This is a genomic window from Paraburkholderia sp. BL6665CI2N2 (assembly GCF_004366535.1).
GTDB lineage: Bacteria > Pseudomonadota > Gammaproteobacteria > Burkholderiales > Burkholderiaceae > Paraburkholderia.
In genome coordinates this window covers 5707580-5731349 of sequence record NZ_SORC01000001.1, presented here as the reverse complement: position 1 = coordinate 5731349, position 23770 = coordinate 5707580, and the positions used below count along the sequence as shown (strand labels likewise).

Annotated in this window: 20 protein-coding genes; 12 read left to right on the top strand and 8 right to left on the bottom strand. The window is 63.3% G+C overall.

What is annotated here, in order from left to right:
• Window positions 1-53 precede the first annotated feature (53 nt).
• From B0G81_RS25735 to B0G81_RS25710, 6 genes are read left to right on the top strand one after another with little or no spacing between them, the layout of a single operon-like run.
• Complete coding sequence (locus tag B0G81_RS25735; protein WP_116118615.1) at window positions 54-518, top strand: chemotaxis protein CheW; 465 nt, start codon at window positions 54-56, stop codon at window positions 516-518.
• Window positions 515-1927: a CheR family methyltransferase gene (locus B0G81_RS25730; RefSeq protein ID WP_134138908.1), complete on the top strand. Its 1413-nt coding sequence runs from the start codon at window positions 515-517 to the stop codon at window positions 1925-1927. The genes B0G81_RS25735 and B0G81_RS25730 overlap by 4 nt, the downstream gene beginning before the upstream one ends.
• Complete coding sequence (locus B0G81_RS25725; RefSeq protein WP_134138904.1) at window positions 1920-2600, top strand: chemotaxis protein CheW; 681 nt, start codon at window positions 1920-1922, stop codon at window positions 2598-2600. The genes B0G81_RS25730 and B0G81_RS25725 overlap by 8 nt, the downstream gene beginning before the upstream one ends.
• On the top strand, window positions 2597-5089 hold the full coding sequence (locus B0G81_RS25720; RefSeq protein ID WP_134138902.1) for a hybrid sensor histidine kinase/response regulator: 2493 nt from the start codon (window positions 2597-2599) through the stop codon (window positions 5087-5089). Before B0G81_RS25725 ends, B0G81_RS25720 begins: the two co-directional genes overlap by 4 nt.
• Before the next feature lie 16 nt (window positions 5090-5105).
• Window positions 5106-6122: a chemotaxis response regulator protein-glutamate methylesterase gene (locus tag B0G81_RS25715; RefSeq protein WP_134138899.1), complete on the top strand. Its 1017-nt coding sequence runs from the start codon at window positions 5106-5108 to the stop codon at window positions 6120-6122.
• A 60-nt stretch (window positions 6123-6182) separates the two neighbouring features.
• Window positions 6183-7271: a PleD family two-component system response regulator gene (locus B0G81_RS25710; RefSeq protein WP_134138897.1), complete on the top strand. Its 1089-nt coding sequence runs from the start codon at window positions 6183-6185 to the stop codon at window positions 7269-7271.
• Between the two features lie 129 nt (window positions 7272-7400).
• Here the strand turns inward: B0G81_RS25710 and mdeB are convergent, their stop codons facing one another.
• Window positions 7401-10148, bottom strand: coding sequence for an alpha-ketoglutarate dehydrogenase (gene mdeB / locus B0G81_RS25705; protein WP_134138895.1), 2748 nt, complete (start codon window positions 10146-10148; stop codon window positions 7401-7403).
• Between the two features lie 152 nt (window positions 10149-10300).
• Between mdeB and B0G81_RS25700 the strand changes: the two genes are divergently transcribed.
• Window positions 10301-10828, top strand: coding sequence for an Lrp/AsnC family transcriptional regulator (locus B0G81_RS25700; protein WP_134138891.1), 528 nt, complete (start codon window positions 10301-10303; stop codon window positions 10826-10828).
• Window positions 10829-10851: 23 nt separating this feature from the next.
• On the opposite strand, the gene B0G81_RS25695 is transcribed toward B0G81_RS25700, so the two are convergent.
• A complete protein-coding gene (locus B0G81_RS25695) occupies window positions 10852-11664 on the bottom strand; it encodes an SDR family oxidoreductase (RefSeq protein ID WP_134138886.1) in 813 nt (270 codons plus the stop codon).
• Between the two features lie 181 nt (window positions 11665-11845).
• Here B0G81_RS25695 and B0G81_RS25690 point away from each other — a divergent pair, with 181 nt between their 5' ends.
• Both B0G81_RS25690 and B0G81_RS25685 read left to right on the top strand, forming a co-directional pair.
• Window positions 11846-12787 carry a GlxA family transcriptional regulator gene (locus tag B0G81_RS25690; RefSeq protein WP_134138881.1) on the top strand — a complete coding sequence of 314 codons (942 nt, stop codon included), beginning with the start codon at window positions 11846-11848 and terminating at the stop codon, window positions 12785-12787.
• Window positions 12788-12855: 68 nt separating this feature from the next.
• A complete protein-coding gene (locus B0G81_RS25685) occupies window positions 12856-13281 on the top strand; it encodes an HIT family protein (protein WP_106284957.1) in 426 nt (141 codons plus the stop codon).
• A 72-nt stretch (window positions 13282-13353) separates the two neighbouring features.
• Here B0G81_RS25685 and B0G81_RS25680 read toward each other — a convergent pair whose 3' ends face one another.
• Complete coding sequence (locus B0G81_RS25680; RefSeq protein ID WP_243856583.1) at window positions 13354-13629, bottom strand: hypothetical protein; 276 nt, start codon at window positions 13627-13629, stop codon at window positions 13354-13356.
• A 184-nt stretch (window positions 13630-13813) separates the two neighbouring features.
• Between B0G81_RS25680 and speG the strand changes: the two genes are divergently transcribed.
• Both speG and B0G81_RS25670 read left to right on the top strand, forming a co-directional pair.
• The gene (gene speG, locus B0G81_RS25675; RefSeq protein ID WP_134138876.1) at window positions 13814-14356 is read left to right on the top strand and encodes a spermidine N1-acetyltransferase; all 543 of its coding nucleotides are present in this window, start codon (window positions 13814-13816) and stop codon (window positions 14354-14356) included.
• A 450-nt stretch (window positions 14357-14806) separates the two neighbouring features.
• Entirely contained in the window at window positions 14807-15145 is a 339-nt protein-coding gene (locus tag B0G81_RS25670) for a hypothetical protein (protein ID WP_012434866.1), read from the top strand.
• A gap of 260 nt (window positions 15146-15405) precedes the next feature.
• On the opposite strand, the gene B0G81_RS25665 is transcribed toward B0G81_RS25670, so the two are convergent.
• The 5 genes from B0G81_RS25665 to B0G81_RS25645 form a co-directional block, all read right to left on the bottom strand.
• Window positions 15406-17139 carry an IlvD/Edd family dehydratase gene (locus B0G81_RS25665; RefSeq protein WP_116118604.1) on the bottom strand — a complete coding sequence of 578 codons (1734 nt, stop codon included), beginning with the start codon at window positions 17137-17139 and terminating at the stop codon, window positions 15406-15408.
• Window positions 17140-17178: 39 nt separating this feature from the next.
• On the bottom strand, window positions 17179-18183 hold the full coding sequence (gene araH, locus B0G81_RS25660) for an L-arabinose ABC transporter permease AraH (RefSeq protein WP_106284922.1): 1005 nt from the start codon (window positions 18181-18183) through the stop codon (window positions 17179-17181).
• A gap of 71 nt (window positions 18184-18254) precedes the next feature.
• Window positions 18255-19802 (bottom strand): L-arabinose ABC transporter ATP-binding protein AraG, encoded by a 1548-nt coding sequence (gene araG / locus B0G81_RS25655; RefSeq protein ID WP_134138873.1) that lies wholly within the window; start codon window positions 19800-19802, stop codon window positions 18255-18257.
• Between the two features lie 86 nt (window positions 19803-19888).
• On the bottom strand, window positions 19889-20893 hold the full coding sequence (locus B0G81_RS25650) for an arabinose ABC transporter substrate-binding protein (protein ID WP_116118602.1): 1005 nt from the start codon (window positions 20891-20893) through the stop codon (window positions 19889-19891).
• Window positions 20894-21019: 126 nt separating this feature from the next.
• Complete coding sequence (locus B0G81_RS25645) at window positions 21020-22468, bottom strand: aldehyde dehydrogenase family protein (RefSeq protein WP_134138870.1); 1449 nt, start codon at window positions 22466-22468, stop codon at window positions 21020-21022.
• Window positions 22469-22655: 187 nt separating this feature from the next.
• On the opposite strand from B0G81_RS25645, the gene B0G81_RS25640 reads away from it, so the two are divergent.
• On the top strand, window positions 22656-23633 hold the full coding sequence (locus B0G81_RS25640) for a LysR family transcriptional regulator (protein WP_134138866.1): 978 nt from the start codon (window positions 22656-22658) through the stop codon (window positions 23631-23633).
• Window positions 23634-23770: the final 137 nt, after the last annotated feature.

Genomic DNA, 23770 nt, shown 5'->3' with positions numbered 1-23770 from the left:
GCGCCGCCGGACACCGATACCCGCACGCCCATCCATCGCTCTCGCACACGCCGATGCTCTTCATCCTCTTCACGCTCGATAGCGAACGGTATGTGATCGACGCGACGCAGGTGGAGCGTCTGATGCCGCTCACGCCGCAGTCACCGCCGAAGACGATCCCCGGCGCGCCGTCGTGGGTCGCGGGCGTGCTCGATCACGAAGGCGCGCCGCTGCCGCTGATCGATCTGCCGGCGCTTGCGCTCGGCCGTCCCGCCGCGCAACTGATGTCGACACGCGTCGTGCTGGTACGCTATCCGCATGCGGGCACGACGCGCCTGCTCGCGCTGCTGCTCGAAGGCGCGACGCGCACGATTCGACTAGACGTGACGGCGTTTCACGATGCCGGACTCGACATGCCGCACGCGCGCTATCTCGGCCCGGTCGCGAGCGAAGCGGGCGGTCTCGTGCAGTGGATTCGCGTTGAGCATCTGCTGCCGGACGACATCAAAGCGCTGCTCTTTCCCGAGGCGCACGCATGAACGCGCATCACGACAACGCACCGCTCTACGGGCGCTTCGCCGAACTGTTGCATAGGACGATCGGGCTCGATGCGGCATCGCTCGGCCATAGCGCGATCGAGCGCGCGGTCGATCAGCGCGCGGCGGCGTGGTGCGCGGATGGCCACGCCAAGGCCACGCTCAACGACTATTGGGAAGCCGCGCAAGGTTCACCTTCAATGGTGCAGGCGCTGATCGAAACCGTCGTCGTGCCGGAGACCTGGTTCTATCGTGACGCCGAAGCGTTCAAGGCACTCGCGCGACTCGCGCATGAACGTCTCGCCAAGGGCGGCGACGCGTTGCCGCTGCGCGTTCTGAGCCTGCCTTGCTCGACCGGAGAAGAGCCGTACACGATCGCGATGACGCTGCTCGACGCAGGCATTGACGCCGCCCAGTTGCGCATCGACGCAATGGATATCAGCGACCGCTCGCTCGCCGTCGCACAACGCGCTGTCTACGGACGCAACTCGTTTCGCGGCAATGCGTTTCCGTTTCGCGATGCGCACTTCACGCGCATTGAAGACGGCTGGCGTCTCGCTCCGCGCATCGTCGAAACGGTGCGTTTCTCGCGCGCCAATCTGATGCAGCTAGATGCGTCGTCGCTCGGTGTCTACGACTTCGTGTTCTGCCGGAACGTACTGATTTACTTCGATCGCGACGCGCAACAAAAAGCCTTGCAGGCGCTCACCAGCGTGCTGGCCGAAAACGGCACGCTGTTCGTCGGCCCTGCGGAAACCGGGCTACTGATGCGCTACGGCATGCAGTCCGCGAAGATCCCGCTGGCCTTCGCGTTTCATCACAGCGCGCCCGAGGAAACGCAGTGGAATAGCTGGCATACCGCGCCGCTTGCTACGGCCGCGGCACTCGCGATGACGCATTCGCACGTTCCCGCGCTCTCGTCGCCGCCAGTGTTTTCCGCGGAGCCTTTCGCGTGGCCCGATCCGGTTGCGCGTACGCCGTTCAGCGGTGCAACGCAGCTCACACCGCGTGACAACGTCGCGACACACGCGCGCAAGACGCCGATGCCCGCCGCCACGTCGTCGGCACACAACTCGCCGTTGCCGCCAATCAACGCGGCACGCGACACGTTGCGAGCCGCGCACGCGCTGGCCGACGCCGGCCGCCTCGCGGAAGCCGCCACGGCGATCAATGCCTATCTGGAACATCACGCCCCGCACGCCGACGCGTTTTACCTGCTCGGCGTTCTGGCGGATGCCAACGGCGACGCGAACCTTGCACGCAGCCAGTATCGCAAGGCGCTGTATCTCGATCCTCAGCACGCGGAAGCGCTCGCGCATCTCGCGACTTTGCTCGAACTCGAGGGCGACCGCAACGGTGCGCGCCTGTTGATGCAACGCGCGACGCGTGCGCAGGGAGCGCAACGTGGCTGATGCGCGGACGGCGAGCTTCGACGATTGCTGGAATCGCATCGGCGTGCGCGGCGACTCGTCGTGCGAGCGTCTTGTCGAGTACGTGCGCTGCCTGAATTGCCCGGTGTTCGAAACGGCCGCGGCCAAACTGCTGGAACGGCCGATTCCCCTGGTGGATCTCTCGCAGCATGACGTGCGCGCGCGGGCACGACCGCAGCAGGATGCGCAAGGCGCGAGCGAATCGTTCCTCGTCTTTCGCATCGGCGACGAATGGCTCGCGCTGCCCACGCCGATCTTCAAACGCATCGTGCAGACGCGGCCGATTCATACGTTGCCGCATCGGCAGCATCGCGCGGTGTTGGGCGTAGTGAACGTGCAGGGCGAGTTGCTCGTGTGCCTGTCGCTCGCGCACCTGCTCGGCTTCGAAACCGGCGCCGCCGCACGCGACGATCGCGCGCGTCACGATCTGCCGCGTTTCCTCGTTGTCTCGCGCGCTGAGGAACACGCCGTGTTCCCGGTGGATCAGGTCGACGGCGTGCACCGGATCGCGACGGCCAGCTTATGCGCGCCGCCCGCCACGCTCTCGCATGCCGCCGCTGCGCATACGCGCGCAGTCGCGCCGTGGCGCGGCATGAGCGTCGGCCTGCTCGACGCCGACGCGCTCTTCGACACCTTGAACCGGAGTCTCGGATGACGGACGACCCACGCCGCCCGTCGCTGATCGATCTGTTCCGCGAAGAAGCGCGGACCCAGGCGCGCGTGCTCAACGACGGCCTGCTCGCCCTCGACCGCGCGCCGCGCGATGCCGCCGCGCTCGAGGCCTGCATGCGCGCCGCGCATTCGTTGAAGGGCGCCGCGCGCATTGTCGGCGTGCAGGTTGGTGTCGAACTTGCGCATGCGATGGAGGATTGCTTCGTCGCCGCGCAGGAAGGGCGTGCGTTGCTCGACGCGGCCTGGATCGACGAGTTGCTGCGCGGGGTGGATATCGTCGCGCGCATCGGCAACGACGAAGACGAGTCGGCTCGCGACGGGGTCGGCGCGTGTGTGGCGGCATTGCAGGCACGTATGGCAAGTGTGCCGCCGCATGGCGCGGCGATGCTGCGAGACTCTACGCCGCCGGCGACCGCTGCGGTCGCCGAGCCGCCTGCCATTGTTGCCAGTGCAAATGCGGTCCCGGACCCTGACGCCGCGTTCAACGATTTAGCCCGCGCACTACGCGCCGAAGGCACGCGGGCCATCCCGACCCCACAGCCGAACCCCGACGCCGTATTCGACGAGCTAGCCAATGCACTGCGCGCTGAAGCGGCACCAGCCAACGCTACGCCAGCGGCTACACAAGACGACAACGCCGCCCTCGTACCCGAGCAGAAGCAGGACGCCCCGCTTGCCGCCCCGTCCGCGTCGAACAGCACAGCCATCCCACCGACCACCGAACCCGGCCGCATGTTGCGCGTGCGTGCCGACAACCTCGACCGTCTGCTCTCGCTATCCGGCGAATCGCTGGTCGAATCGCGCTGGCTGAAACCCTTCGCGCAATCGATGCTGCGTGTCAAACGCGTCCAACGCGACGGCACTCGCGCGCTGGATCAACTGCACGAAACGCTCGCCGACCTCAAGCTCGATCCGCGCGCGCAGGCCGCGCTCGAAGAAGTGCGCCGCCTCACCGCCGAATCGCAGCATTTGCTGGCCGAGCGTCTTGCCGATCTGGAAAGCTTCGACCGCCGTTCGACGCATCTATCGCAACAACTCTACGACGCCGCCCTGCAATGCCGCATGCGCCCGTTCGGCGACGGTACCAGCGGCCTCGCACGAATGGTGCGCGACGTCGCACGTTCGCTCGGCAAGAAAGTGCGCTGGCAACTGGTCGGCGAATCGACTCAAGTGGATCGCGACATACTCGATCTGCTCGAAGCGCCGCTCGGCCACATGCTGCGCAACGCGCTCGACCACGGCATCGAAGCGCCCGCCGTGCGCCTCGCGCGCGGCAAGCCGGAGGAAGGCACGCTCACGCTCGACGCGCGTCACACCGCCGGCGCACTGCTCATCACCGTTTCCGACGATGGCGCGGGCATCGATCTCGACGCCTTGCGCGCGTCGATCGTGCGCAAGAAACTCGCGGGCGAGGAAACGGTAGCGCGGCTAACCGAAGCCGAGCTGCTGGAATTCCTGCTTCTGCCCGGCTTCTCGCTGCGCGAGCAGGTAACCGAAGTCTCGGGCCGCGGGGTCGGACTCGACGCGGTGCACGACATCGTCAAACGCGTGCGCGGCTCGGTGCGAATCACGCATGAACCCGGCCTCGGCACGCGTGTGCAACTGCAGTTGCCATTGACGCTTTCGGTGATCCGCAGCCTGCTGATCGAAGTCGCGGGCGAGCCGTACGCGGTGCCGCTGGCCCATGTGAACCGCACGCTGCACGTGGATCGTACGCAGATCGAATGGCTCGAAGGGCATCAGCACATCGCCTTTTCCGGCCGGCGTATCGGCGTCGTCACCGCGCATCAGATTCTCGACGCCGCGCCGCCCGCGGACGAAAGTCGCACCGTCAGCATGATCGTCATCGGCGACGGCTCGCAAACCTACGGCGTGGTGGTCGACCGCTTTCTCGGCGAGCGCATGCTCGTGGTGCAGCCGCTCGATCCGCGCCTCGGCAAGATCCGCAACATCACCGCCGGCGCGTTGATGGAGAACGGCGATCCCGTGCTGATCGCCGACGTGGACGACTGGCTGCGCTCCGTCGAACGGCTCGTGGCGGGTGGCGATCTGAAGCACACGCAACATGGCGTCGCGCGTGCGGCTCAGCGTGCCACGCGCCGCGTGCTGGTGGTCGACGATTCGCTCACCGTGCGCGAGCTCGAACGCAAGCTGCTGGCCACGCGCGGTTACGACGTGACGATCGCCGTCGACGGCATGGACGGCTGGAACGCCGTGCGCGGCGAGCACTTCGACCTCGTCATTACCGACATCGACATGCCGCGCATGGACGGCATCGAACTCGTCACGCTCATCAAGCGCGATCCGCAGTTGCAGTCGCTACCGGTGATGATCGTCTCGTACAAGGATCGTGAGGAGGACCGCCGCGCCGGACTGAACGCGGGCGCGGACTACTATCTGGCGAAAGGCAGTTTTCATGACGAGGCACTGCTCGATGCGGTGCGCGATCTGATCGGCGAAGCATACGGTTAGTCCCGGGGAGAAACGGATGAAAATCGGAATCGTCAACGACATGCCGCTCGCCGTCGAGGCGCTGCGTCGCGCACTCGCGGCGCGCCATGACTATGAAGTGTTGTGGATCGCGCAGGATGGCCAGCAGGCGGTCGATTTCTGCACCGCGCAGCGGCCCGACATCGTGTTGATGGATCTGGTGATGCCGAACGTCGACGGCATCGAGGCGACGCGGCGCATCATGGCGCGCGCGCCGTGCGCGATTCTGATCGTCACCGTCGACGTGGGCGCGAACGCGTGGCGCGTCTATGAAGCGATGGGCGCGGGCGCGCTCGACGCCGTCGACACGCCTTCGCTGAGCGGTCTCGACGCGCACAAGAGCATCGCCACGCTGATCGCGAAGATCGATCGCATCGCGGCGCTCGTCAAGGAACGCAATGCGCCCGGCGCGGCGGCCGCGGCAACGCCCGCCTGCGCGACGAATCGCGACACGCCGCTGGTGGCGATCGGCGCATCGGCGGGCGGACCGGCGGCGCTTGCCACGCTGCTCGCCGGCCTGCCGAAGGATTTTGCGGCGGCTATCGTCATCGTGCAGCACGTCGACGCGGCATTTGCCGCCGGCATGGCGGACTGGCTGAACCAGCAATCGGCGCTGCCGGTGCGGATCGCGCGCGACGGCGACCGCCCGCAAGCGGGCGTCGCGCTGCTCGCCGCCACCGACGACCATCTGCATCTCAAACTGCCCGACACACTTGGCTACACGCGGATACCGGAAGAGACGCCTTACCGGCCTTCCGTGGACGTGTTCTTTCATAGCGTGGTGGCGCGCTGGCCGACGCGCGCGGTCGGCGTGCTGCTGACCGGCATGGGCCGCGACGGCGCGATCGGACTCAAGGCGATGCGCACCAAGGGCTATCACACGATCGCGCAGGACGAAGCGACCAGCGCCGTTTACGGCATGCCGAAAGCGGCCGCGGCGCTCGACGCCGCCTCCGCAATCCTACCGTTGCCGCGCATTGCCGGCGCGCTCGCGACGGCCGTCAACGCGCGCTGAACACGCACTCGCCACTTATGAGCCGTTTCGATTCACTCACATTCATTCTGGCCGAACAACATGGACACTCCTAAACCGCATCAGAACGCCGCCGCGCAGGATTTCGCGTCGGACGCGGTGGACGCCCCCAATCTCGCGATCGATGACGCTCTCGCGCGCATCCTCGGTAATCCGCCCGCAGCCGAGTGCCCGATCATGGTGTTGCTGGTCGACGATCAGGCGATCATCGCCGAAGCGATCCGCCAGGCGCTGGCCGACGAACCGAGCGTCGACTTTCACTACTGCGCATCGCCCGAAGAAGCACTGCGCAGCGCCGCGGAAACGCGCGCGACGGTGATCCTTCAGGACCTCGTGATGCCCGGCACCGACGGCCTCACCCTCGTGCGCCAATACCGGCAGAATCCGGCCACGCGCGATATTCCGATCATCGTGTTGTCGACCAAGGAAGAGCCGCTCGTGAAAAGCGCGGCCTTCGCCGCCGGCGCCAACGATTATCTGGTGAAGCTGCCGGACCGCATCGAGCTGATCGCGCGTATCCGCTATCACTCGCGCTCGTATCTGAACCTGATTCAACGCGACGAGGCCTACCAGGCGCTGCGTCAATCGCAACAGCAATTGCTCGCGACGAATCTGGAATTGCAACGGCTCACGCATTCGGACGGCCTGACGGGCCTGTCGAATCGCCGTTACCTCGATCAATATCTGGCCGCCGAATGGCGTCGCAGTACACGCGACAAAACCGGCCTCGGTTTTCTGATGATCGATGTGGATAACTTCAAGGCTTACAACGATACCTACGGGCACGTTGCCGGCGATGAAGTGCTCAAGACGGTCGCGCATACCCTCGAATCGTGCCTCGGACGCTCGGCGGATCTCGCGGCGCGCTTCGGTGGCGAAGAGTTCGCGGTGGTGGTGCCGGGCACGTCGGCCGGCGGCTTGCGTCTGCTCGCGGAGAAGATCCGCATTGCAATCGAAGGGCTGGCGATCCCGCATGCGGGCTCCGCGACCGGCGTCGTGACGATCAGCATCGGCGCGGCGACGCTGGTGCCGACGGTCACCGAGCCGGTAACGAAGCTGATCGAAGCGGCGGACGTCGGCCTGTATCGTGCGAAGCGGGATGGGAAGAATCAGGTTGCGGTAAGTGATTGATTGTTTGCATGCGGTTCTACCAGCGTGCAATGAAAACGCGCCCATGTGCAGGGCGCGTTTTCATTTGCGGCAGTAGCGGTAGCGGTAGCGCTGGCGGTGCGTTCGGCGGTTTCTAATGCGTGTGCTTCTTTAGCATTGCCACGACCCGGCGCCGACCGACGCATCGCCGAGGTACTTGCCGCGTGCTTCGACAAGCACGCTTGTATCGATTGCGCCCTCGTCCACCAGCGCCTTCAGCGCGGCGATCACAATCGACTTGCGATCCACTTCGAAAAACTCACGCAACGCCTGACGTGTATCGCTGCGGCCGAAACCATCCGTGCCGAGCGTCACATAGCGACGCGGCACGTACGCGCGAATCAGCTCCGGCACGGCGCGTACGTAGTCGGTCGCGGCGATGATCGGACCTTGCGATGCATTGAGCGCTTGCGTGACATACGGCGCCGCGCTCGCTTCGCCGAGACGCGCGAGCCGTTCCGCCGCCATGCCGTCGCGCTGCAATTCGGTGAAGCTCGTTACGCTCCACACGGCGGCGTCGATCTGCCAGTCGTCTTTCAACATCTGCTGCGCCGCGATCACTTCGCCGAGAATCGCGCCCGCGCCGAGCAATTGCAGCTGAGCCTGCTTGCTCTCCTGCTCCTCAGCATGCTTCACCAGCGGATAGATGCCTTTGAGAATTCCTTCGCGCAGCGCCTGCAAGTCGCCGCCAGGCACCGCAGGCTGCGCGTAGTTTTCGTTCATCACCGTGACGTAATAGAACACGTCGCGCTGCTGCTCGACCATCTCGCGCATGCCTTCGTCGACGATCGCGGCAACCTCGTATGCGAACGCAGGATCGTAAGCGCGGCAATTCGGAATCGTCGACGCCGCCAGATGGCTCGTGCCGTCCTGGTGCTGCAGCCCCTCGCCGCCGAGCGTCGTCTTGCCCGAGGTCGCGCCAATCAGGAAGCCGCGCGCACGCTGATCCGCGGCGGCCCAGATCAGGTCGCCGATGCGCTGGAAGCCGAACATCGAGTAGTAGATGTAGAACGGCAGCATCGGCAGATCGTGGACGCTGTACGACGTCGCCGCCGCGATCCATGACGACACCGCGCCCGCTTCCGAAATGCCCTCCTCCAGAATCTGGCCTTTGGTGTCCTCGCGGTAGTAAAGCATGGAGCCGAGATCTTCCGGCTCGTACAACTGCCCGAGCGGCGAATAAATGCCGACCTGACGGAACATGTTCGCCATGCCGAAAGTGCGCGCTTCGTCAGCGACGATCGGCACCACGCGCGGACCGACATCCCGGTCCTTGAGCAGCGCGGTCAGCATGCGGACCAGCGCCATGGTCGTGGACATCTCGCGGCCGTTCGAGTCCAGCGCAAATTGCCCCCAGGAGGACACCGGCGGGACGGTCAGCCCCTTCGATGCAACTCTCCGCCTTCTGGGCAGATAGCCTCCGAGAGCCGCCCGGCGTGCATGCAGGTATTGCATTTCCGGGCTGTCTTCCGCGGGTTTGTAAAACTTCACCTGTTCGACGTCCTCGTCGGTGAGCGGCAGGCGGAAGCGATCGCGAAACGCCTTGAGGTCGTCGAAGCCCAGCTTCTTTTGCTGATGCGTGGTCATGCGGCCCTGGCCCGAAGTGCCCATGCCGAAGCCCTTCATCGTCTTCGCGAGAATCACCGTCGGCTGGCCGCGGTGATCGAGTGCCTTCGCGTAGGCCGCGTGCAGTTTGCGCACGTCGTGGCCACCGCGGCGCAGGCGGTCGATGTCGTCATCGCTCAGTTGCGCCGCGAGCGCGACAAGCTCCGGGTTCTGGCCGAAGAAGCGTTCGCGGTTGTACGCGCCGTCGTTGGCGGAGAAGGTCTGGAACTGGCCGTCGACGGTATGCGCGAAGGCGCGCAGCAAGGCGCCCGTGCGGTCGCGCGAGAACAGCGCGTCCCAGTCCGAACCCCAGATCACCTTGATCACATTCCAGCCGGCGCCGATGAAGTGCGCTTCCAGTTCATCGATGATGCGGCCGTTGCTGCGCACCGGCCCGTCGAGCCGCTGCAGATTGCAGTTGATCACGAAGACGAGGTTGTCGAGCCCCTCGCGCGCGGCCAGCGAGAGCGCGCCGGTCGATTCCGGCTCGTCCATTTCGCCGTCGCCGAAAAAGCCCCACACCTTGCGGCCTTCCGTTTGCACGAGGCCGCGATTGGCGAGATAGCGCATGAAACGCGCTTGATAAATCGCGTTGATCGGGCCGATGCCCATCGAGCCGGTCGGGAACTGCCAGAAGTCCGGCATCAGCCACGGATGCGGATACGAGCACAAGCCCGGCCCGCCGATCTCGCGGCGATAGTGCTGCAAATGCTGCTCGCTTAAAAACCCTTCGAGGTAAGCCCGCGCATACACACCCGGCGACGAATGCGGCTGGAAATACACGAGGTCGCCCGTGCCCTCCTCGCCACCTGGCGCCGCTGCCCGGAAGAAATGGTTGAAGCCGACCTCGAACAGATCCGCCGCCGACGCATAACTGGCGATATGACCGCCGAGTTCGCCATAAGCCTGGTTCGCGCGCACCACCATCGCCAAAGCATTCCAGCGCAGCGCGGCGGCAAGCCGTTCCTCGAGTTCGAGATTGCCCGGATAGCGCGGCTGCTGCTCGAACGGGATCGTGTTCTGGTACGGCGTGACGTTGGTGCGCGCCGATTCGACACCCAGCGACAGCGCATGGCTCGCAAGCTTGTCGAACAGGAACTGCGCGCGGTCGCGACCGACGTGCGCGACGACCGCATCGAGCGCTTCCAGCCATTCGGCGGTTTCTTGCGGATCCGCATCCGCCTGCTCCGCGCTTTCAACGCGTTGTGGATTGGATAACCGCAACTGCTCGCTACCGCTGGACAAATCCGTCATGGCACCACTCCCGCATCGACGCGTTCGGCTCAAGATCGAGTGAGTCAATGGTAGCCATGTGCTCACAAAATGAGCGTCTCATTTGCTTGTGATCCCGTGCTGCGATAGGCTATTTATTCCGGATTTCCCCACGACGACAGAATATTTCATCTATGATTACGCCACCCAGACGGCTGGACCGCATCGACATCGGCATCCTGAGCCAGTTGCAGCAGAACGCGCGCATCACCAATGCGGATCTGGCGCGCTCAGTGAACCTGTCGCCCACGCCGTGCTTCAACCGCGTGCGGGCGCTCGAAAAGCTCGGCCTCTTCAAGCAGCAGGTCACGTTGCTGAATCCGGAGCCGCTCGGGCTGCGCATCAACGTGTTCATTCAGGTGAGTCTGGAAAAGCAGGTGGAAGACGCGCTGCAGCGTTTCGAGCAGGCGATTTCGGAGCGCCCCGAGGTGATGGAGTGCTATCTGATGACGGGCGACGCCGACTATCTGCTGCGCGTGGTCATGCCGGATATGCAGACGCTGGAGCGCTTCATCGTCGATCATCTGACCAAGATTCCGGGCATTTCCAATATCCGCTCGAGCTTTGCGCTCAAACAGGTGCGTTACAAGACGGCGCTGCCGTTGCCGTCGTCGGGATTGACGTTGATCGATCCCGACGACGTGTCGACCGACTGGCGCTGAAGGCGCTTACAGTCCGCCTGGCTTTACGCGGAAGCAGCGCCGCGCGTGTAGCGTGCAGCCGGCACCTTATGCGACAGGTTCGGCTGCAGGTGCTGGCGCGCGCTGTTGAAGCGCTCCCAATCCGCCACGTCCGGCAACGACGGAATCGTCACCAGTTCGCCCTGGTCGAGGCCGGCCAACGCGGCGTCCACCATGTCTTCGGCGGTCATTACGATCTGCTGCGGCAGATGTTCGACCGCGAGACCCGCACGGTCCCAGAACGCCGTGCTGGTGGCGCCCGGCAACACCGCCTGCAGTTGCACGCCCTTGCCGCCCACTTCGTGATGCAGCGACTGCGTCAGGTTGAGCACATAGGCCTTGGTGCCGCTGTAAGTGCCGTTCAACAGTTCAGGCGATAACGCGACGATCGACGCAATATTGATCACGATGCCGTTGCCCCGCTCCACCAGACCCGGCACGACCGCCGCCGTCAGGCGCGTAAGCGCGGTCACGTTCAGGTCGATCATTTTTTCGAGCTCGTCCACGTCGGAATCGATCAGCGGGGCGGTCGCGCCGACGCCCGCGTTGTTGACCAGCATCGTGATGCCACGGTCCGCGCGCAGCCGTTCTTCGATGCGGCGCACGTCGGCTTTGACGGTCAAGTCCGCGCCGATCGTCTCGACGTGGCGGCCGGTTTGCGATGTCAGACGTTCGGCCAGACCGTTCAGCCGCTGCACGTCGCGCGCCACCAGAATCAGATCGTAGCCGCGCCGCGCGAGGCGATCCGCATACACAGCGCCGATACCCGACGATGCGCCCGTCACCAATGCCGTTCCTTTGCCCGTTTGCGTTGCCATTTGAATCTCTCCTTGCGGGCGTGGCGCGTCGCGCCTCTGCCCTGTCCGATAAGTGAATGGGGAAACCTGGGAAACTCCGCCGCCGCGCCGTTGTGTGCGGCATTGCGGTGTTGACGAGGCAAGTTTAGGCGCGTAGCCTTGTGTCTCAAATGTCGTATTTACCTCGTTTTAGGACATTGCGATGAGACATGTCGGCGTGGTGGTTTTTCCCGGCTTCCAGATCCTCGATATGGTGGCGGTCTCGATCTTCGAACTGGCCAACCTTGAGGCCGGCCAGCCTGAATACGAGGTAGAGATCATTTCCGAGCATGGCGGCATGGTGCGCAGCTCGGCGGGCGTGGAGATCGCCACCCGGCCGTTCGGCGACCCGGCATACGACACCGTAGTGGTTACCGGCGCGATGCAGATCGCGCCGTCGTCGCCGGGATTGCTGGCGTTTCTGCACGAGGTGCTCGGCGCGGCGCGGCGCACCACGAGCATTTGCACGGGCGCGTTCGTGCTGGCCGAGGCCGGGATTCTCGACGGCCGCCACGCGACCACCCACTGGTTTCACGCCCGCGATCTGCAACAGCGCTTTCCGCAGACGCGCGTGGATGAAGACCGCATTTTTATCGTCGACGGTTCGGTATGGACGTCGGCCGGCATGACCGCGTGCATCGATCTGTGTCTGGCGCTCGTTGAAAACGATCTCGGCGCGGACGTGTCGCGCGCGATCGCCAAAAAGCTCGTTGTGTACCATCGCCGTACCGGCGGGCAGTCGCAGTTTTCGGCCATGCTGGACCTGGAGCCGAAATCCGACCGCATTCAGAACGCGCTCTCGTACGCCAAAAGCCATCTGCGCGAACCGTTGACGGTCGAGCAACTCGCCGACGTCGCGCATCTCAGCCCACGCCAGTTCAGCCGCGCTTTTCGCGACGAAACCCGCCAATCGCCGGCCAAAGCCATCGAGGCATTGCGCGTCGAGGCCGCGCGCGCCATGCTGGAAGCGGGCCGCCATTCCATGGAGGCGGTAGCGGCGGAAACGGGTTTCGTCGATACCGAACGGATGCGGCGCGCCTTTCTGCGCGCCTTTGGCCAACCGCCGCAGGCGATCAAACGCGCAGCGCGTGTGGGCGTGCTGTAACACAGGCGAGGGACAATACCGGCAACAGCGCTTTAACCGATATGACCTTCCACGATGAGAGGAACGCGATGAACTACGACGACAGCAATCCCTTCGCAAGGATTCTGCGCGGCGAACTACCCTGCATCAAGGTGGCCGAAACCGATGCCGCCCTCGCCTTCATGGACTTGATGCCACAAGCCGACGGCCATCTGCTGGTGGTGCCGAAGGAGGCCGCTGCGGAGATTTTCGAGTTGTCGGATGCCTCGACGGTGGCCTGCATGCGCATGACACAGAAGCTTGCGATCGCGGTTCGCGCTGCGTTGCGGCCGGACGGCGTGTTCATCGGACAATTCAATGGCGCCGCTGCGGGGCAAACGGTGCCGCATGTCCACTTTCATGTGATCCCGCGCTGGGAAGGTCAGCCACTGCGCATGCATGCGCGCGATGTCGCCGACGCGGACACGCTCGAAGCGCTGGCCAAACGCATCCGCTCGCATTGGCGTGCGGACTGAGGGCGACTCGCCTCGTCGTCCGCACGGTTAGCTTATGCGCCGTAACATGGGTAAAAGCGGCTGAAACCGCCGTTACAGACGATCCCGCGAGCGGCGCAGCGGATGCCGCCAGTCGATGCGGCGCGGCCTCACATGCATGGGCCGCATCTCGTGCAGATGGCGGTGTTCTTGCCACAACTCGTCGGAGAAAAGAAAGGCGACGATGAGTAGCGGAATGACCAGAAAAACGCCCAATATCAAGTGCTCGATCACGGTGGCCTCCGATCGCAGGAGCATGATTTCATTGTAGAGCACCGCGCGTACCTGTATCGTCCCGCGCCTCGTAATCGTCGCGATCGAACCGGACACCGGACCTGCGACACCGCGACACCGTGGTCTCGCCTGACCCACTTGACGCCTGACTTACCGAAAAAGTGTCGACGGCGTGCGAGCGCGTGTAAGAACTCCCTGCCCCGCTTCCTGACTAACTGGAAAGCGTGTTTGCCTGTACGAACCGCGCGCATTCAAACCAACAATTCTCAAGGGGAATCCAATGACGACTGAACGCAGCAGCGAACTCACCTTGCGCCCCCTTGAGCGCACCGATCTGCGCTTCGTCCACGAAGTGAACAACAACGCGAAAATCATGCGTTACTGGTTCGAGGAGCCGTACGAAACCTTCTCCGAACTGACCCAGCTTTACGACCAGCACGTGCACGACTTGCGCGAACGGCGCTTTGTGGCGATCGACAACGAGGGGCAGACCGTCGGCGTGGTCGAACTGATCGAGTTGGACTACATTCATCGACGCGGCGAGTTTCAGATCATCATCGCGCCGCATGCGCAGGGCCGCGGCTACGCCACGCTTGCCACCCAGCTCGCCACGGACTATGCGTTTTCCGTGCTGAATCTGCGCAAGGTCTATTTAATCGTCGACAAGTCGAATACCGCGGCGATCCACGTCTACGAAAAGTGCGGCTTCAGGCACGAGGCCGAACTCATCGAGGAATTTTTCGGCAATGGCACCTATCACAACGCCTTGCGTATGTGCATGTTCCAGTCTGAGTTTTTCGAGGCCAATCGGCGCGTCGAGTGACGTTGCGACCACGCAGCGCTGCCGGATAACACAGCGCCGCGCGCCTGCTTTCTCGTCTGGCACCGTTTATCTTCTGCAAATACACCGTTATTTCGTAATTTCCGTTAGTCGGTTGAATGACTTTGTGTGCAATGCACCAAGTCTTTTGACTAACTTTCGCAAAACATTTAAATGCGGCTGCTCGTTTACGCGAATACGCGCCGCAAAGCGTTACTGGTGAAAGCGGCGTGGCCTGTTAGGCGTTTAGTTATCCATCGTAATCAACGCTATTTAGGCCAGTGCTTACCGATCAGGCAGGCACAAGAGACGGTGCGACAATTCGCCGCTGTTGCGACCGCACACAAGATGTGCTTGTCGTTCTCTCGCGTTCTCCTAAAGTGCAAGATGCGGGTTCAAAGTTAAAGTTAAATACATAGCTAACCTGAGTATCCACCCGCACCGGAGGAAAATATGAAAATGCGAATCGCCGTTGTTTTCGCCATTGCGGGATTGGCCGCCGCTACTGTTCAGGCGCAAGACGTCATGATCAAGCCGCAGCAGACTATCCAGTTCAAGGCCAACGCATATGGCTGCCTGTCGAAGGATAAACTCGACGCCGCCGACCAGCATGCGCAAGCTGGTGAACAGCAAAAGATGCAGGAATTTTTCTCCGGATACCAATGTGTTTCGACACCGGAAAACTCGAGTTTCCGCGTCGTCCGCGTAGTGGGACACGACATCGAATTCGTGAATTCGGGTAATAGCGATACGCAAGGCCTCTGGGCAAACGATCGGTTCATCAAGCAATAGGCTGAGCGCGTTCATTCCGGCGAAATGCCGGAACGTGATTTTGCACGCGTGCGCCTCCGTCCTCTGACTCGATAAGCCGGAGGTGGTGAACCTGTGAGTTAAAAATCGGCTGGGCATTAATGCCCGGCCGATTTTATTTGCACGCTATAGCCCCGCTTTCGAATGGACAGAAAAAAGCCGATGCGGATCGTCTGAATCCGCATCGGCAGCACGCCTTCTCGCAAAGCGCAGGGAACAACCGTCAGCTCATAACGCGCCGGTCAGTGTGAGTCGCGTGGCACCGGCGCGCCGCTCGATCCGACCAGGAAGTCGAGATCCGCGCCCTGATCCGCTTGCAGCACGTGTTCGACGTAAAGCTTGTAGTAGCCGCGTTTGGGCGCCTCTGGCGCCTTCCATGCGGCGCGGCGGCGCGCGAGCTCTTCGTCGGTGACGTCGAGATGCAAGCGGCGTGCTTCGACGTCCAGTTCGATCATGTCGCCGGTCTGCACGAACGCGAGCGGGCCGCCCGCCGCCGCTTCCGGCGACACATGCAGCACCACCGAGCCGTATGCCGTACCGCTCATGCGGCCGTCCGAGATGCGGACCATGTCGGTGATGCCCTTTTGCAGCACCTTTTTCGGGAGCGGCATATTGCCGACTTCCGCAAAGCCCGGGTAACCCTTCGGGCCCGCGCCTTTTAGAACCATGATGCAATGCTCGTCGATGTCGAGCGACTCGTCATCGATCTTCGCGTGCAATTCCTCGATGTTCTCGAACACCACTGCGCGCCCGCGATGCTTGAGCAATGCCGCGGTGGCCGCCGACGGCTTGATCACAGCGCCATTCGGCGCAAGGTTGCCCTTGAGCACCGCGATGCCGGCCTTCGGCTTGAACGGTTCGGCGAACATCGTGATGACTTTCTCGTCGTGATTCGGCGCGTTGCGCACGTTGTCCCAGATGGTCTTGCCGTTCACGGTCAGCGCATCGCGATGCAGCAGGCCTTGTTCGCCGAGTTGCTTCAACACCGCCGGCAAACCGCCCGCGTAGTAAAAGTCCTCCATCAGATATTCGCCGGACGGTTGCAGGTTCACGAGACACGGCACATTCGAACCCAGCTCCCAGTCTTCAAGCGACAACTCCACGCCAATGCGCTTGGCCAGCGCAATCAGATGGACGACCGCATTGGTCGAGCCGCCGATCGCCGCATTCGTGCGGATCGCGTTTTCAAAGGCCTGGCGCGTGAGGATCTTGTCCATCGTCAGATCCTCGCGAACCATGTCGACGATGCGCCGGCCCGCGAGATGCGCGAGCACCTGGCGGCGCGCATCGACCGCGGGAATCGCCGCGTTGTGCGGCAAACCCATGCCGAGCGATTCGACCATCGAGGCCATGGTCGAGGCCGTGCCCATGGTCATGCAGTGGCCGCGCGAGCGGTTCATGCACGACTCGGCTTCGGTGAATTCTTCCTGCGTCATCGTGCCGGCGCGCACTTCCTCGGACATCTGCCAGACGCCCGTGCCGGAGCCGATATTCTTGCCGCGAAACCGGCCATTGAGCATCGGGCCGCCGGATACTGCCAGCGCGGGCAGATTGCACGACGCCGCGCCCATCAACAGCGCGGGCGTGGTCTTGTCGCACCCGACCAGCAGAATCACGCCGTCCATGGGATTGCCGCGAATCGACTCCTCGACGTCCATGGAGGCGAGGTTGCGAAACAGCATCGCGGTAGGCCGCAAATTGGTCTCGCCAAGCGACATCACCGGAAACTCGAGCGGCAAGCCGCCCGCTTCGTGCACGCCTTTTTTCACGTACTCCGCGAGTTCGCGAAAATGCGCGTTGCACGGCGTGAGTTCCGACCACGTATTGCAAATGCCGATCACGGGGCGCCCGTCGAATTCGTCGTGCGGGATGCCCTGGTTTTTCATCCACGAGCGATGTAGAAAACCGTCGCGGTCCTTGAGGCCGAACCACGCCTGGCTGCGTAGCGGCTTTTTAGTCTGGTTCGAATCAGCCATGAAATCTCCTGTTGACAAACGTGGGGGGCGGGGCGCGCGTCAGTGCACGCGCTTACTGCGGCGGAACTGATCGAACAGCACCGCGAGCAGCAGAATCCCGCCGCGAATCAGGTATTGGTAAAAGGTCGGCACGTTGAGCAGGCTCATGGCGTCCTGCACCGAGCCCATGATCAGCACGCCGACCAGCACACCGGAAATCGTCGCGACGCCGCCCGTGAGCGACACGCCGCCGAGCACGCACGCGGAAATCACGCCGAGTTCGAGGCCGACCGAGGTCTTCGGATCTCCCAGACTCATACGCGACGCAAGCATCACGCCTGCAAACCCGGTGACGAGGCCCTGCAATACGAACACTGTGATCTTGATCCGCGTCACCGGCAAGCCCGCCAGCAACGCTGCCTCGCTATTGCCGCCGACGGCCAGCACGTTCTTGCCGAACACGGTTTTCTTCAGCAAAAAGCCGAACAGCACGAAGCCGACGATGTTGCTCCAGATCGGATACGAAATGCCGAGGAACGCGCCGCCGCCGAGGTCGAAGAAACGCTCTTCGGAGATCATCACGGCGTCGCCATTCGAGGTGATGTAGGCGAGGCCGCGCACAACCTCCATCATGGCCAGCGTGACGATCAGCGAGTTGATCTTGTAGCGCGCGACCAGCACGCCGTTGACGAGTCCGACCGCGCCGCCCGCGAGCACGCCGGCCGCGACGCCGAGCATCACGCTATGCGTCGCGGTGATCAAGGTGGACGCCACCACGCCCGCGAACGCGACAATCGACGCCACCGACAAATCGACTTCGCCGAGCGCAAGCACGAACATCATCGTCACGGAGATCGAGCCGATCAGCGTGACGGAGAGCAGCAAGCCCTGGATGTTTCGCGAGCTTAGAAAATCCGGCACGGTAAACGACAAAGCCGCGAACAGAATCACGAACACCATCACGATGCCGGACTTGTTGATCAGGTCCCAGGTGCGCGCGGCGCGCGCGCTCAGGCCCGCTGAGGCGACGGCTGGGGTCGAGGAATCGGTTGAGGGTGTCTGCATGGTGTTTATTCCGTTTCTATGACGCGATTCGATTCAGTTGGCTTCGTGTTCTCGTGCGTATGCGGCTGAGGTCAGCGGGGCAGGGCGAGCTTGATGAGCGCATCCGGCGTGGCCTGCGCTTTAGGCAGATCGCCAACGATGCGGCCTTCCTTCATCACGATCACGCGGTCCGCCACGCCGATCACTTCGGCGAGATCGCTCGACACGACGATCACCGTGCGGCCCGCTTCGGCGAGCCCATACAGCAGCCCATAAATCTCGCTGCGCGCGCCGACGTCGATGCCGCGCGTGGGTTCGTCCATCAGGAACACGTCGATGTCTTCGGCGAGCCAGCGCGACAGAATCACCTTCTGCTGATTGCCGCCGGAGAGCGTGCCGATCGGCGTGTCGCCATTACGCGTTTTGATCGCAAGCTTGCCGATGAACTCTTTGGCGGTCTGCGCTTCCTTGCGCCCGTTGAGCACGTTGAAGCGGCTGAAATGGCGTCGGCAGCTGATGTTGAGGTTGTCCGATACCGACGCGATCGAAACGATGCCTTCCTGCTTGCGATCTTCCGGACAGAGCGCGACGCCCGCGCGCACGGCGTCGCGCGGCGTGGCAAAACGCACGCGCTTGCCTTTGAGCGTGATCTCGCCGGCTGCGGGTTTGACCGCGCCGTAGATGAGCTTCATCAACTCTGAGCGCCCCGCGCCTACGAGTCCGAAGAAGCCGACGATTTCGCCTTTGCGTGCGGCGAAAGAAGCCGGTTCACGCAGGCCACGTCCCATCAATTCCTTGACGTCGAGTTGCACGTCGCCAAGGTCGCGCGAGCGATAGCCGTACACGTCGGCGATCGAACGGCCCACCATGCAGCTGATCAGGCGATCACGGTCGAGTCCTTCGCCCGCTTCGAACGTATCGATGCGGCGGCCATCGCGAAACACCGTCACGCGATCGCACAGCTCGTAGACTTCATCCATCCGATGCGTGACGTAGATGATCGCGCGGCCTTCGGCCTTCAACGCACGAATGATCCGGAACAGTTGCGTCGTCTCACGCGAGGACAGCGAACTGGTCGGTTCGTCGAACGCGATCACGCGCGCGTCGCGCATCAGCGCCTTGCCGATTTCGATCATTTGCCGCTGACCGATCGAGAGATTCTTTACTTGCTGCGACGGATCGATCTTTTCGCCGAGCCGTTCCAGCTCGCGCACGGCGCGCGCTACCAGCGCTTTTTCGTCCAGTATTCCGAAACGATTGGGCAGGGCGCCGAGCATCAGGTTTTCCGCAACCGTCAGTTCCGGCACGAGATGCAGTTCCTGATAGATGATTGCCACGCCCGCGGCAATCGCGGCCTTGGTCGTGATGAATTGCTGTTCGACGCCATCGAGCGACAGGGTGCCCGCCGCCGGCTGATTCACGCCGGACAACACCTTGAGCAGCGTCGATTTGCCGGCGCCGTTCTCGCCCATCAAGCCGTGCACTTCGCCGCGCCGCACGTCGAGCGACACCTGGTCGAGCGCGAGCACGCCGGGAAAGCGCACGGTGATCCCGTCGAGCCGCAGATACGGCTCGGTGGACGCGAGCGCGGGCGAGGGCGCCGCTTCGGCGGTGTGGGGATCGATGTGTGGGGACGTCATCAAAAAAACCTCAAGCTGGTGAACAACCTATGCGGGCCGCTCTCGCGTGAGCGAGATGGCCCGCAGCATGCAAACTCGAATCCCGCTTAAATACCGAGTTCTTTGCGCACGTCCTGCCAGTTGCTGCGCACCATCAGCTTGCCGGTGGTCTGCGTATCGGCGGGCGGCTGCTTACCGTCCTTGATCCACTCGACGAGGTTCTCCGTGCTTTCCTTGCCGTGCATCGTCGAGCTCACGGCGATCGTGCCGTAGAAGCCCGTCGGTTCCTTCTTCTGGAATTCGGCGAACGCTTCGCCCGCGCCGTTGATGCCGACGCCGATCACGTCCGCAGCCGGAATATGCAACTGCTCGGTCGCGCGTACGCCGCCCAGCACGCTTTCCTCATTGAGCGCGAAGATCACCCACTTCTTGATGTTCGGATGCTGCGCGAGCACCGGCGACGACGCGTTGAAGCCGCCTTCGTCATCGGTCGTCTTTTGCGGGGCGTCGAAGATGTTTTCCTTCTTGAAGCCGCCGGCGATAAGCGATTGTGTCGCGCCGTCGGTACGCAGTTTCGCGGTCGGCAATTCGTAGTTCGTGATGCGCAGCGCGCCGACTTCTTCCGGCTTCCAGCCGCGGCGCTTCATCTCTTCGGCAATAGCGGTGCCGACCTGATTGCCGATCTTGAACGCGGACATGCCCAGATGCGGCACGTTCGCCAGCGGCTTGCCGGTCGAGTCGACCAGTTGATCGTCGACGGTGACGAACTTCATGTTGTAGCGCTTGGCGCGCGCCTGGATTGCCGGTCCGAGACGCACGTCGGGTGCGCAGATCACGAAGCCTTTGGCGCCTTGCGCGCCGAGGTTGTCGATCGCGGCCAGCACTTTTTCACCGTCCGGCGTGCCGATGTTCACCACCGAGAAGCCGTCCTTCTGGCCGAGCGCGCTAGCGGCTTTCTGTTCGTTGATGAACCATGCCTGTTCCGGCATCTTCACGAGGAAGCCGACTTTGAGCGGCGCGTCCGCGTGCGCGGAAAGTTGCATGGCAAAAGGCGCGGCGAGGGCGGCGGCCGCCATTGCGGTTAGCGTCAAACGGCGAAGCTTGCTGGTCATATCTGTCTCCTGAAGTTGAAAAAGCTGCGTTGATTTATTTGATTGCAGCGGTTGATGCACGGCGGCGTCAGCGGGGACGCGGATGGACGTTGGAATGCATGGTGACGTGAAGCGATCGCATGACCATCAGCCCGCCACGTACGCCGTTTTCACGGCGCTCCAGAAGGCCGCGTCCGTTGCGCCATAAGCGGACGCTTTGCGGCCGCCGCCGGGCGCGTGACGCTCGACGGCCGTGGTCGGCAGATTGATCGTGACGAGGCCGCTATGCACATGACGGCGGAAATGCCGCGCGCGATTGAGCGAGCGCGTGCAAATGCCGGCGCACAGGCCGTAAGCGGTGTCGTTCGCGAGATGCAGCGCGTGATCGTAGTCGTCCGCGCGCAGCACGACGGCGACGGGGCCGAAGATTTCCTCCCGCGCGACACGATGTTCCGGTTCGCCGACGAACAGCGCCGGTTCGAAAAAATAGCCGCGTGTCGCGCGCTCCAGTTGGCGGCCGCCGTGCAGCAACTGCGCGCCTTCCTGCTGGCCGATGCGCACATAGTCGAGATTGCGTTCCAGCTGCGCGGCGTTGGCCACGGGACCCATGTCTGTGCCGTGCTTCAAGGCATGATCGATCGAGAGTCTCGCGAGCTTCGCCTGCAATGCGTCCACGAACGGTTCAAACACCGCACCTTCGACAATCAGCCGCGCCGCCGCGGTGCTGCGCTGACCCGTCGAGCGATAGGCGCCGCTCAAGGCGGCTTCGACGGCGCCTTCCAGATCGGCGTCGGCCAATACGACGAAGGGATTCTTGCCGCCCATCTCAAGTTGCACGCGCGCCTGCCGAGCGACGGCGGCTTGCAGCACGCGCGTGCCGGTTTCCGCCGAACCGGTGAAGCTAACGGCCGCCGTCAGCGGATGCGCGGCAATCCGCGCGCCGACCTGACGGCCGCTGCCCATCACGAGGTTGAACACGCCCGCGGGCAAACCGGCGCGGCTGATGATCGAGGCCAGCGCCGCCGCGCAAGCCGGTGTCGATTCGGCCGGTTTGAAGACGACGCAATTGCCATGAGCGAGCGCGGCGCCGATCTTCGCGGCGGCAATCGCCAGCGGCGCGCTCCATGGAGCGATGATGCCGACCACGCCGAGCGGTTCGCGCGTTACGTCGATCTCGACGCCGGCGCGCGTCGACGCGACGGGCTCGGTGAAGACACGCAAGGCTTCCGCCGCGCACAGTTTGAAGGTCTGCCCGGCACGTGTCGCCTCGACCAAAGCGTCGGGCAGCGTTTTGCCGACTTCACGCGCCAGCAGCCGGCCCAGTTCGTCGCGGCGCGCGAGCATCTCGCTGCCGATGGCGTCGAGCGCATCCGCGCGACGCTGCGCCGAACCAAGCGACCATTCGCCGAAGGCTGCATGCGCGGCCTCGATGGCCATATCGGTTTGTCGCACGTCGGCTCGCACATATTCGCCGACCGGATCGTCCAGGTCCGACGGATTGAGCGAGACGCCCGTGGTCGCGCCCGTCTCCCATCCGCCATTGATGTAGTGGCGAAACGGGCTTGCAACGAGTGGAACGAGCGGATCGCGGTTCATCGACGGGAAGGCGCCACATAGGAAGCTCAGAAAGTCCACGAATGGTATGAGCCGTCCCAATAACTTTCCAATCCCTTTTTAGGCCATTCTGATATCAATTCCGGTATGGCATGATGGAGCCTTGCCTTGGCAGAGCTCGCGGTTCGTGGTTTGAGCCGCCTAATCGGAAACAGGCTGGAGACAGACCATGACGCGTAGCTACTCGAACTGGTTCGTGCGGGCGCGGCTCAAAACGCGGCAACTGCTATTGCTCGCGGCAATGGAAGAGGAAGGCAACGTCCGGCGCGCCGCCGACGTGCTCGGCATGACCCAGCCCGCCGCGTCGCGACTGCTCAAAGAGCTCGAGGACATGCTGGAAGTAAGCCTGTTCGACCGCACGCCGCACGGCATGCATGCCACGTTGTACGGCGAGGTGATGATCCGTCATGCGCGCATGGTGCTGTCGAACCTGAGTCATGCGCACGACGAAATTTCGGCGTTGCGCGCGGGGCTGGCGGGGCAAGTGCGGATCGGCGTGATCGCGGCGGCCGCGGCAACCATGGTGCCGCGCGCGATTGCCAGTGTGAAAGAACGCTATCCGCAACTGCAAATCTGGGCAGAGGTCGAAACTTCGGATGTGATGCTGCCGCGACTGGCGGAAGGCGAACTGGACATCATGATCGGCCGCGTACTGGAGCGGCAGAATCAGTTCAACACTGAAGTTCGCTACGAACCGCTCGCCGACGAGCCGCTTTGCGTGGTGGCGCGTCCCGGCCATCATCTCGAAAATGAGACAGGTTTGACACTGCGCGGAATCGTCAATGCCAGCTGGGTTTTACATCCTCCGGGCAGCGTTTTGCGCCATCGATTTGATCTGATGTTTTCGCAAATCGGGTTGAATCCGCCGCAAAACGTGGTCAATACCAACAATTTTCTGGCGATTTCGAGCCTGCTGCTCCAAAGCGACATGTTGGCTGTTTTACCCGACGAAGTGGCGCGTCAGTACCAACAGTATGGCGTTCTGAAGCGGATACCGATCGATTTACCGTGCAGGATGGATACATTCGGTATCATCACGCGCCAGTCGCACCTGCTTTCGCCGGCGGCCTCGGTTGTGCTGGAAGCCTTGCGGGAAGCCGCTAGCGAGGTGTACGGCACGGCTTTCGAGCCAACAGTGGCGCGATAAATGCTTCTCCCGTGGTCACGACAGCCGGCTGGCGGCGCGGGAGGGACAGAAGATGTACAACAAACACGGAAAACGGCAACGCGCCGTCGACGATTCTTTTTCAGTTCGCTCCGGCGGAGCGAGCGCCTGGTTTAGCA

Bases quoted from the DNA above. Each gene is read 5' to 3' on its own strand.
- B0G81_RS25735 (WP_116118615.1), top strand. From the start codon at position 54: ATGCTCTTCATCCTCTTCACGCTCGATAGCGAACGGTATGTGATCGAC.
- B0G81_RS25730 (WP_134138908.1), top strand. From the start codon at position 515: ATGAACGCGCATCACGACAACGCACCGCTCTACGGGCGCTTCGCCGAA.
- B0G81_RS25720 (WP_134138902.1), top strand. From the start codon at position 2,597: ATGACGGACGACCCACGCCGCCCGTCGCTGATCGATCTGTTCCGCGAA.
- B0G81_RS25715 (WP_134138899.1), top strand. From the start codon at position 5,106: ATGAAAATCGGAATCGTCAACGACATGCCGCTCGCCGTCGAGGCGCTG.
- B0G81_RS25710 (WP_134138897.1), top strand. From the start codon at position 6,183: ATGGACACTCCTAAACCGCATCAGAACGCCGCCGCGCAGGATTTCGCG.
- mdeB (WP_134138895.1), bottom strand. From the start codon at position 10,148: ATGACGGATTTGTCCAGCGGTAGCGAGCAGTTGCGGTTATCCAATCCA.
- B0G81_RS25700 (WP_134138891.1), top strand. From the start codon at position 10,301: ATGATTACGCCACCCAGACGGCTGGACCGCATCGACATCGGCATCCTG.
- B0G81_RS25695 (WP_134138886.1), bottom strand. From the start codon at position 11,664: ATGGCAACGCAAACGGGCAAAGGAACGGCATTGGTGACGGGCGCATCG.
- B0G81_RS25690 (WP_134138881.1), top strand. From the start codon at position 11,846: ATGAGACATGTCGGCGTGGTGGTTTTTCCCGGCTTCCAGATCCTCGAT.
- B0G81_RS25685 (WP_106284957.1), top strand. From the start codon at position 12,856: ATGAACTACGACGACAGCAATCCCTTCGCAAGGATTCTGCGCGGCGAA.
- speG (WP_134138876.1), top strand. From the start codon at position 13,814: ATGACGACTGAACGCAGCAGCGAACTCACCTTGCGCCCCCTTGAGCGC.
- B0G81_RS25670 (WP_012434866.1), top strand. From the start codon at position 14,807: ATGAAAATGCGAATCGCCGTTGTTTTCGCCATTGCGGGATTGGCCGCC.
- B0G81_RS25665 (WP_116118604.1), bottom strand. From the start codon at position 17,139: ATGGCTGATTCGAACCAGACTAAAAAGCCGCTACGCAGCCAGGCGTGG.
- araH (WP_106284922.1), bottom strand. From the start codon at position 18,183: ATGCAGACACCCTCAACCGATTCCTCGACCCCAGCCGTCGCCTCAGCG.
- araG (WP_134138873.1), bottom strand. From the start codon at position 19,802: ATGACGTCCCCACACATCGATCCCCACACCGCCGAAGCGGCGCCCTCG.
- B0G81_RS25650 (WP_116118602.1), bottom strand. From the start codon at position 20,893: ATGACCAGCAAGCTTCGCCGTTTGACGCTAACCGCAATGGCGGCCGCC.
- B0G81_RS25645 (WP_134138870.1), bottom strand. From the start codon at position 22,468: ATGAACCGCGATCCGCTCGTTCCACTCGTTGCAAGCCCGTTTCGCCAC.
- B0G81_RS25640 (WP_134138866.1), top strand. From the start codon at position 22,656: ATGACGCGTAGCTACTCGAACTGGTTCGTGCGGGCGCGGCTCAAAACG.